Genomic DNA, 8,728 nt, shown 5'->3' with positions numbered 1-8,728 from the left:
CGCCGCGCCGGCAGCCAGACCGCGACGAGAGCCACCGCAGCCAGGAGGATCGGCACGCCGGCAAACACCAGCGGGTCGGTCGCGGTCACGCCGAAGAGAAACGCGGTGATCAGCCGCGCGAGCAGGAACGCGCCCGCCAGCACCACCACGGCCAGGGTGGGGGTCGGCGGCCCCAGCGCCGCGAGCAGCAGCCCCGCGACCACCACGAGTATCACGTGCCCGCCCGCCTGGAGCAGGCGGCCCACCCGACCACGAGCGGCGAGCTTCGACCGCAGCCAACCGGCAAAGGGGGGAGGCAGGAACAGCACGAACAGCGCGAACAGCACGGTGGAGAAGTCGAAGAAGGGGTGGGCGAGGTCCAGGGCCAGCACCGTGTGGAAGCCGACGGCCAGCACCACGCCCGCGATGCGTGTGCGACGCACGAGCAGCAGGACCGGGATCGCCAGCTCCACCGCGAGCGTCGCGCCGATCACCGTCTGGGACGCGCCACCCGTCACGAGGTGATCCAGCCCGAAGGCCGCCAGCGACTCCCGCGCGAAGAAGGTCGCGCAGCTCACGGTCGGGTCGAGGAACGCGTGATTGAGCTTGGCGAAGGCCGCGAAGCCGTAGGAGATCAGCAGCACCCAGCGTGCCGCCGGGGCGAACACCGCGAACACCCGGTCGGCGTCGAACGTCCGCTGCCGCCACCACACCATGGCCGCTGCCACCAGCAGCGCGAGATCGACGAACCCTGCGATCAACCAGTGGTTGCCGAGCAGCGGCGCCTCCAACCAGACGCTGACGATCTGGAAGCCGGCCAGCGCGACGAGCCACCGGAGGTCGTGCGGTCGGACCAGCACCGCCACCGCCGTGACCCCCGCTCCCAGGAGCACCAGACCCAGCGCCGTCGGCGGGAAGGCCTGGAAGCGCATCGGGCCGCTGAGCACGTGGAACAGCACGGCCACGGCCCACATCGTCGCGAACAGGGTCGCAGCGTCCGACCCGGACCGTTCGTGTCGAAGCTCCTCGGGACCTGCGCCCGTTGCGTCCGAGGTGGACATCACAGAGCCTGCTCCACCCGCTTCCGTCCTCCCTGGATCCCGGGAGAGGTTACGTCGGACGGTTTCCACCGAGAAGGGGCCTGGGTCCCCGATCTCCGGCGAGCGGTCCGGGTTCACGCGCATCCTGCGGGCGGTCCTGGTCGTTGACCTACGGTGAAGAGGCCGCTGAGTGGCCTCCGGGAGGAAGAGCATGCGTCTGCTCGTCGTCCGGGATGAGACATCCGCGGTGGTCGACCGTTTCGCACTGACCCACGGGGGCCGTGAGGTCGTCGCCGTCGCCTCCCCGGACGAGGTGCCGGGGGGCGAAGGCAGCTTCGACGCGGCCCTGATCGACATCGGATCGGCACGGCAAGGCCTCGACGCCGCCCGGCAACTCCGCAGCCGCGGTCTGGACTGTCCAACGGTGGTGCTCGGGGCCGAGGAACCGACCGGAGCAGACCTGCCCGACGGCGTCTGGCTCTTGCTGCGCCCCTTCAGCGTGGCTGACCTCGACAAGCGACTGCGCGAGGTCACCCAGGCCGCCAGGGAACGGGAGACCACCACCGGCCGGAACGACGCAGCCGACAGCCGTTTGCTCGGCCGACTGTTCGGCCGACGGACCGACACGTCCGCGCCAGCATCATCCGACCGAGCCGACGAGGCGGAACCCCACGTCAGGACCGACAGTGCGGCGCCTGGGTCCGAGGAGCCGTCCGACCCGCAAGACGACATCCGCCACCCGGTCGGACAGACGTCGGAGGATGTGATCTCCACGCCAGCTGAGATCCAGGACGAACTCCGCGTGCACCGCCGGCTGCGGGGCACACCCGACCCGTCGGCGGTCCCGAGCCGGATCGCCGGAGCCCTCCAGTCGGCACGCGACCTCGTGAACTTCCTGAGACGCAACCCGCAACTGACAGACCGCCGGACGTTCGCTGAACGGGTGCTGGAGGAGGCCGAGGTCCGGCTGGTGACCGATCGGACGTCGCTGTGGGTCCCACGCTCGCCGGGCGGCTACGAACTGCTCGCCTCGTCCGGACGCCACCGGCTAGGAATACCCGCAGAGGTCGACGAGGACCAGCCGCTGTTCGACGAGGTCCGCACCCGGTCAGACGCGGTGCTGATCACCAACGCGGTCGCGGGGGCTCCGCCGCTGGATGACATCCCCGGAGATGCCGGCCCGACCGTGGTCGCCGTCGCGCTGCGGGAGGGAGCGGACCTAGTGGGCGTCCTGATGGCCGACGGCGACGACCTCCGGCTGGACGACAGGGACCAGCTCACCGCACTGGCGGAGCGTGCTGGACCACAACTGCGGCTGGCTGGCTTGATCGAGACCCTCCGCACCGAGCGGTTGATGGTCCTCCCAGAGGAGGAGCGCGCGGAGGGCGAGGCCGGACACTGAACCTGCCCTCCGGCTGCGATCCCCGGCGTCAGTCGAGGAAGCCGTTGTCCGTTAGCCACTGCTCAGCCACGGCGGACGGGTCCTCGGCTTCGAGCTCGACCTGACCGTTCAGATCGAGCAGCGTCTGCGTCTCGATCAGCGCGGTGATCTCGTTCACCAGCGAGGTGAGGTCGTCGCCGTAGGCGTCGATCACCTCGTTGCTGACGACCGGCACGATGTTCTCGGCCGGGATCATCGCCTGGTCGTCCTCCAGGACGACGAAGCCCCTCTCGTCGATGACCGGCTGGGTCGAGAACAGCAGGGACAGGTCGATGTCGCCGCTCTCGAGCGACGCGATCCGGGCGGAACCCTCCTGGATCGGCTGGAACTCGATGTTGTCGAGGCCGTAGGTGTCCTGGAGGCCCTGCAGGCACGTGTCGCGGTTCTCGCACTCCGGTGGGCCGCCGAAGGAGATCGTCCCGTCGACGTCCGCCAGGTCGCTGATCGACGTCAGGTCGTGCTCGTTGGCGAAGTCCTCGGTGACGACGAAGACGTTCTTGTCCTCCCCCGGTGACGGCTCGAGGACAGTGACCTCGTAGCCCTCGCTCTCGTAGGCGTCCTGCAGGTCCTGCAGCGTCTGGTCGACGTCCGAGGTCGGTTCGCCCCCGAACCCGACGCCGAGGGCGGAGCCCACGTACTCGGGCAGGAAGTCGATCGCGCCCGACTGCAGCTCCGGGAGGATGAGCTCACGTGAGCCGAGGTCCAGCCGCTTCTCGACGGGGTAGCCGTCGTGCTCCAACGCCTGCCCGTAGATCTCGGCGAGGATGACGCTCTCGGGGAAGTTGAAGGACGCCACGGTGATCGTGGGGCCGTCCTGCTGATCGGACGTCCCGTCGGCGGTCTGGTCGGTGCCGGTCGGTTGGGTGGTGGTGTCCTCACCCGATCCTCCGCAGGCTGCCGCGATGAGTGCGACGGCCAGGATGATCGCCCCGAGGACACCGCTGCGGAAGTGCGTCCGCATGGGTTCCCTTTCCGTTGTTCGGAGCCAGCCCCGGATCCGGAGCCGGCCTTGCGGATACTACTGGTGTCGTAGAAGCAACCCGCCACGCGGCCGGGCCATTCCAGGGGTCAGGCGACCGTGGGTCAGACCACCACCCCAGTCTCGACCATGAGGTCGTCCCGGTCGGCCCCCTGGAGCCCGTCGGGCAGCAGTGCCCGCTCGAGACGTCCGAACGCGAGGTCGGCGAGGAACGTGAGGGCGGCGACCAGGACGGCGCTCGCGAGGACCTGGGCGCGCCCCGCACGCCCTTGGGCGAACCCGTCGATCACGTACCGGCCCAGGCCGCCGGACCGGCCGATCACCGCGATGAGCGGCACGGTCGCGACGACCTGCAGGAAGGCGATGCGGATGCCGGCCAGGATCACCGGGGATCCGAGCGGCAGCTCCACCCGCAGGAGGATCTGTGCCGGGGTCATGCCCATCCCTCGCCCCGACTCGACGGTCGCGGGGTCTGCGCCCCGGACCCCCGTGTAGGTGTTGGTGAAGACCGGCGGCAACGCGAGCAGGAACATGGCGATGACGCCCGGCCAGAACGTCGCTGACACACCCCAGCGGATCGCGAGCAGGGCCGCGACGACGAGCACTCCGAACGAGGGGATCGCCCTGCCGACGTTGACCACCGCCGTGGCCAGGAACTCGACGCGCCGATGGTGGGCGAGCCACGCGGCGACGGGCACGGCGAGGGTGACCGCCATCGCCGTGGGTACCAGGGCGAGCTCGAGGTGCTCGACGACGCGGAAGGGGATCGTTCGTGGACCCCACCCCCAGCGGACCGGGTCGATGATCCAGGCGGCGGCGTCGACGAGGATCTCCATGTCAGCCCCCCGCTCGACGCGTCCACGGGGTCAGCGCCCGCTGGACCAGGTACAGGCCGAGGTCGAGGACACCCGCCAGGGCCACGGTCCCGACGAGCCCGACGAACGCTTCCGTGGGGAAGATGATCGAACGACGGAACGCGTCGAGGATGAAGTGCCCGAGGCCGCCCCGCCCCAGAAGGGCCGTGATCGTGACGAGGCCGACGACCGTGACCGTCGCGATCCTCACTCCGGCGATGATGACCGGCAACGCCAACGGCAGCTCGATCTCGAAGAACAGCCGGACGGGCCGGTAGCCCATCCCGCGCGCGGCCTCCCGGACGTCGTCGGGGACGTTCTCGATGCCGGTGACGATGTTCCGTACGAGGATCAGCAGGGTGTAGGTGGCGAGTGGCACGATCGCCGTTCCGATGCCGAACAGCCCGAAGGGCGAGGGGAACGGGACGAGCAGGGCGAAGGCCGCGAGGCTCGGGATCGTGTAGAGGACCGCGGACGTCTGTGCGATCGGCTCGTAGAGGTGACGCCAGTGCAGGGACACGGCGGCGAGAACGAGGGAGACGACCAGGCCGATGCCGACGGGGACCGCGGTGAGGACGAGGTGCGCGAGGGTCGCCTCCCAGATCTCCTGCAGGTGATCGCCGATCCACGGCCAGCGGATGAGGGCGTCGTCGGCACGCTGGGCCACCAGGACCGTCATCGCAGGAGCTCGGCGCTGATCCGCTCGACCCGCAGCATCCCCAGGTACTCGTCACCGTCGTACACCACCGCGACCTGGTTCCGGGTGTTCACGACCGCATCGAGTGCCTCGCGGAGGCTGGCGGTCGACTCGATCCACACGCGGAAGTCGTGGGTCTCGTGGTCACCGACCCTCCTCCCGGGTTCGAGCTCCGACCCCCACACCCAGCCACGCATCCGCTGGTCGTCCAGCACCCCCACCCACGCGGATGCCTCGGCGGACATGACCTGCTCCGCCTCCCGGATGCTGGCCCCTGCGTCGACGACCGGCCCGCGTTCCAGTTCCAGCTCGGACACGGGGATCAGGGAGAGGCGTTTGAGGCCGCGCTCGGTCCCGAGGAAGTCCTCGACGAACGCGTTCGCGGGCTCGGCGAGAACCTCCCGCGGGGGCGCGTACTGCTCGAGCACACCCCCGACGTTCAGGATCGCGATGCGGTCCCCGAGCTGGATCGCCTCGTCGATGTCATGGGTGACGAAGACGATGGTCTTGCGGAGGCGCTCCTGGAGCGACAGCAGCTCCTGCTGCAGGCGCGTCCGCACGATCGGGTCGACCGCCCCGAAGGGCTCGTCCATCAGGAGCACTGGTGGATCGGCCGCCAGCGCCCGCGCGACCCCGACGCGTTGGCGTTGTCCGCCGGACAGCTCGGCGGGGTAACGGTCGCGCATCGACGCGTCCAGTCCCATCACCTCGATGAGCTCGTCGACGCGTTCGTCGATCCGGCTCCTGTCCCAACCGAGCAGATGGGGGACCGTCGCGATGTTGTCCCGGATCGTGCGGTGGGGGAACAGGCCGATCTGTTGGATCACGTAGCCGATGTCCCGCCGCAGGTCGTGTGCCTCCTGCGACCGGATCTCGCGTCCCGCGACGTGGATCTGACCGCTCGTGGGCTCGATCAGCCGGTTGATCATCTTGAGCGTGGTCGTCTTGCCGCAACCGGACGGCCCGACGAGGACCGCGATCTCACCCTCGGGGACGGCGAACGAGAGGTCTTCGACCGCGGGACCCGTCATCCCGGGGAAGACCTTGGAGACGCCCTGGAGCCGGATCATGCCATCGCCCACGTCACTCCGTCCCGTGGCGCTCGCGGCCGGGCAGGGTAGACGAGTGGGCCCGGGCGCCCTTGCGACGGTGTTACATCTCGCGTAGGGTTGTCGCATGCCGGGATCCCACACACGCGAACGCATCCTCGAGGCGACGGTCGAGGCCATCGCCATCCACGGGTTGTCCCGACTCTCCGTCGAGGACGCCGCATCGCAGGCGGGGTTGTCCCGTCAGACCGTCTACCGCTACTTCGACTCGCGGGACGACCTGATCCGTGCCGCCATCGTCCGTGAGGAGGAGGAACTCATGGCGCGTATCGGGGCAGCGGCGCGCCGCCACGACGACCTCCGACCATCCGTCGAAGCGGCCATCCTCGAAGCCCTCCGGGGCGCCCGCGACCACCCGCTCCTCGACCGTCTCCTCGCGACCGAACCGGAGGCCCTGCTACCCGCGCTCCTGCACGGTCGCGGGCCCGTCCTGCCGGCGGCGCTGCCGGTCCTCGAGGACCTGATCTCCGAACGGATCCCGCACCTGTCTCCGGCGCTGATCCACCGCGCCGCCGACGCCACCGCCCGACTGCTGGTCAGCTACGCGGTGAACCCGACCGACGAACCGCTCGACCAGGTCGCCGCCGAACTGGCCGACCTGCTGGTCCACGGGCTGAAGACCGGATGAAGGAGAGCACGACCGTCCTCAAGCAGCGACAACGATAGGACAGAGTGATGAGCACACACCGGTACGCCCTGCCCGTCGAGACGACCGAGTGGCGCATCCCGGGGACCACCGAGGCGGTCTTCAACTGGGAGTACGACGAGGGCCGAGACCGACTCCTGAACCTCTACGAGAAGGGGAAGGAGAAGCAGTGGAACGCCAACACGAGGATCGACTGGTCGTTGGACGTCGACACGACCAACACCGACATGATGCCCGACGAGTACGTGCCGATCTTCGGCTCGCCGACGTGGGAACGCCTGTCCCGGGACGAGAAGAACGTCGTACGCCACCACATGGCGACGTGGATGAACTCGCAGTTCCTGCACGGTGAACAGGGGGCGCTGATCTGCGCGTCGAAGATCGTGCAGACCGTCCCGGACGTGGACTCGAAGTTCTACGCCGCCACCCAGGTGATGGACGAGGCGCGTCACGTCGAGGCCTACTCGCGCTACCTCAACGAGAAGCTGGAGATGGCCTACCCGATCAACCCGCACCTGGCGACGCTGCTGGACCAGACGATCACGGACGGCCGCTGGGACATGACCTACCTCGGGATGCAGGTGATGATCGAGGGGGTGGCGCTGGCGGCGTTCTCGATGATCCGGGACTTCACGAAGGACCCGCTGGGCAAGTCGCTCAACGCCTACGTGATGCAGGACGAGGCGCGCCACGTCGCCTTCGGGTCCCTGGCGCTGCAGGACGCGTACGCAGAGCTGACCGAGAAGGAACGCGAGGAGCGCGAGGAGTTCGTCGTCGAGGCCTCCTACCTCCTCAAGGATCGGTTCCTCGCGGAGGAGGTCTGGGAGAACCTCGGCTTCGACACCGAGGAGTGCGTCGAGTACGTGGACAACGCCCAGCTGATGGGGGAGTTCCGCAAGGCGCTCTTCTCCCGTGTCGTCCCGACCGTCAAGCGCATCGGCCTGTGGGGACCGAAGGTGCAGAAGGCCTTCCTCGACATGGGCGTGCTGCAGTTCCAGGACCTCGACCTCGAGGAGTTCTGGGAGCAGGACGAGGACATCGCCGAGGAGATGGAGCGCCTCCTGGCCCAGCGCGAGCACCTGGATGGCAACGTCGACGCGACCGTGGACTCCGAGACGCGGGGGGAGCAGCTCGCCGCCACGATCGTCGCCGGCGAGGAGGCCGAGGACGACGCGTCGTAGCCGGCGTCAGTCGCCCACGGAGACGTCGACCTGGTAGGCCTCGTAGATGAGGTCCGAACCGTGCTGCCGGTGTCGGGCGGCCTTGCCGAGCAGCTCCAGGACCTCCGCTCGGAGCACCTCGACCTCGTCGGCGTCCAGGGTCGACTCCTGACACCGCGCCAGCAGCTTCTCGGTCCTGGTCGAGAGCTCGTCGTGCTCGAGGCGTAGGCGCTTGACGGCCGCGTCCAGACGCGGTTCGTCCCGGAGGATCTGGGTGAAGAAACCGCCGTCGGCCTCCGTCTTCGCGATGTGGTCGTCCCACGTGGTCCGGAGACGTTCGAGCGCATCGGTCACGTTGCGCTGCCACTCCTGGGACGCCCCGGCGGCGACGGCGAGCGCCCGATACAGCCCGTAGGCGCCCGAATGCACGCCGATGACGTTGCGCTGGTGCGGGTTCTTGAGGCTGCCGACCACCGGCCCGCGCTCTTTTGCCGTCGGCGCGCCCCATGCGACGCCCGGCGGCTTAGCGGCGCCGCGCGGCGGGTGGGAAGTCAGGACGATATGCTTGTTATCCCCCATCGTTATCTCCGGTGTTGGCGGGGACTCTAAGCAGCCTATTGTGGGCCAAATACACGCCGCGGTCCAGCGGTGTGCTGCAACCTCGTGCTGCAACCCCGAGGGGGGTCCGCGCGTTCTGTGCTCATGAAATCCTTCGCTCACGAGATTCACGGCATGCCGGTGCACGCCATCGACGGCGAGATCGGCACCATCCAGGATGTGCTGTTCGACCCCCACGATTGGACCGTGCGCTATCTCGAGGTAT

General features: G+C 69.0%; 9 protein-coding genes and 1 pseudogene. 4 read left to right on the top strand and 6 right to left on the bottom strand.

Annotated features, from left to right (window positions below; genetic code table 11):
* On the bottom strand, positions 1–1,040 hold a 1,040-nt coding region (locus KY469_21690; protein ID MBW3665715.1), incomplete at its 3' end, for an HTTM domain-containing protein.
* A 190-nt stretch (positions 1,041–1,230) separates the two neighbouring features.
* On the opposite strand from KY469_21690, the gene KY469_21685 reads away from it, so the two are divergent.
* A complete protein-coding gene (locus tag KY469_21685) occupies positions 1,231–2,421 on the top strand; it encodes a hypothetical protein (GenBank protein MBW3665714.1) in 1,191 nt (396 codons plus the stop codon).
* A 28-nt stretch (positions 2,422–2,449) separates the two neighbouring features.
* On the opposite strand, the gene KY469_21680 is transcribed toward KY469_21685, so the two are convergent.
* The 4 genes from KY469_21680 to KY469_21665 form a co-directional block, all read right to left on the bottom strand.
* Entirely contained in the window at positions 2,450–3,421 is a 972-nt protein-coding gene (locus KY469_21680) for an ABC transporter substrate-binding protein (GenBank protein MBW3665713.1), read from the bottom strand.
* 122 nt (positions 3,422–3,543) lie between these two features.
* A complete protein-coding gene (locus KY469_21675; GenBank protein ID MBW3665712.1) occupies positions 3,544–4,275 on the bottom strand; it encodes an ABC transporter permease in 732 nt (243 codons plus the stop codon).
* Position 4,276: 1 nt separating this feature from the next.
* Positions 4,277–4,972: an ABC transporter permease gene (locus tag KY469_21670; protein MBW3665711.1), complete on the bottom strand. Its 696-nt coding sequence runs from the start codon at positions 4,970–4,972 to the stop codon at positions 4,277–4,279.
* Positions 4,969–6,060: an ABC transporter ATP-binding protein gene (locus KY469_21665; protein ID MBW3665710.1), complete on the bottom strand. Its 1,092-nt coding sequence runs from the start codon at positions 6,058–6,060 to the stop codon at positions 4,969–4,971. The genes KY469_21670 and KY469_21665 overlap by 4 nt, the downstream gene beginning before the upstream one ends.
* 106 nt (positions 6,061–6,166) lie before the next feature.
* On the opposite strand from KY469_21665, the gene KY469_21660 reads away from it, so the two are divergent.
* On the top strand, positions 6,167–6,727 hold the full coding sequence (locus KY469_21660) for a TetR family transcriptional regulator (protein MBW3665709.1): 561 nt from the start codon (positions 6,167–6,169) through the stop codon (positions 6,725–6,727).
* Between the two features lie 47 nt (positions 6,728–6,774).
* The gene (locus tag KY469_21655) at positions 6,775–7,926 is read left to right on the top strand and encodes a diiron oxygenase (GenBank protein ID MBW3665708.1); all 1,152 of its coding nucleotides are present in this window, start codon (positions 6,775–6,777) and stop codon (positions 7,924–7,926) included.
* Positions 7,927–7,935: 9 nt separating this feature from the next.
* Here the strand turns inward: KY469_21655 and KY469_21650 are convergent.
* A pseudogene (locus KY469_21650) lies at positions 7,936–8,484 on the bottom strand (hypothetical protein).
* A 123-nt stretch (positions 8,485–8,607) separates the two neighbouring features.
* Between KY469_21650 and KY469_21645 the strand changes: the two are divergent.
* Positions 8,608–8,728, top strand: a 121-nt coding sequence (locus tag KY469_21645) for a PRC-barrel domain-containing protein (protein ID MBW3665707.1), incomplete at its 3' end; no start/stop codon positions are given.

The organism is Actinomycetota bacterium (genome assembly GCA_019347575.1).
Lineage (GTDB): Bacteria > Actinomycetota > Nitriliruptoria > Nitriliruptorales > Nitriliruptoraceae > JAHWKY01.
This window is presented reverse-complemented; position numbering and strand designations above follow the sequence as displayed.

Coding starts and splice junctions, on each gene's coding strand:
- KY469_21685 (MBW3665714.1), top strand. CDS start 1,231: ATGCGTCTGCTCGTCGTCCGGGATGAGACATCCGCGGTGGTCGACCGT.
- KY469_21680 (MBW3665713.1), bottom strand. CDS start 3,421: ATGCGGACGCACTTCCGCAGCGGTGTCCTCGGGGCGATCATCCTGGCC.
- KY469_21675 (MBW3665712.1), bottom strand. CDS start 4,275: ATGGAGATCCTCGTCGACGCCGCCGCCTGGATCATCGACCCGGTCCGC.
- KY469_21670 (MBW3665711.1), bottom strand. CDS start 4,972: ATGACGGTCCTGGTGGCCCAGCGTGCCGACGACGCCCTCATCCGCTGG.
- KY469_21665 (MBW3665710.1), bottom strand. CDS start 6,060: ATGATCCGGCTCCAGGGCGTCTCCAAGGTCTTCCCCGGGATGACGGGT.
- KY469_21660 (MBW3665709.1), top strand. CDS start 6,167: ATGCCGGGATCCCACACACGCGAACGCATCCTCGAGGCGACGGTCGAG.
- KY469_21655 (MBW3665708.1), top strand. CDS start 6,775: ATGAGCACACACCGGTACGCCCTGCCCGTCGAGACGACCGAGTGGCGC.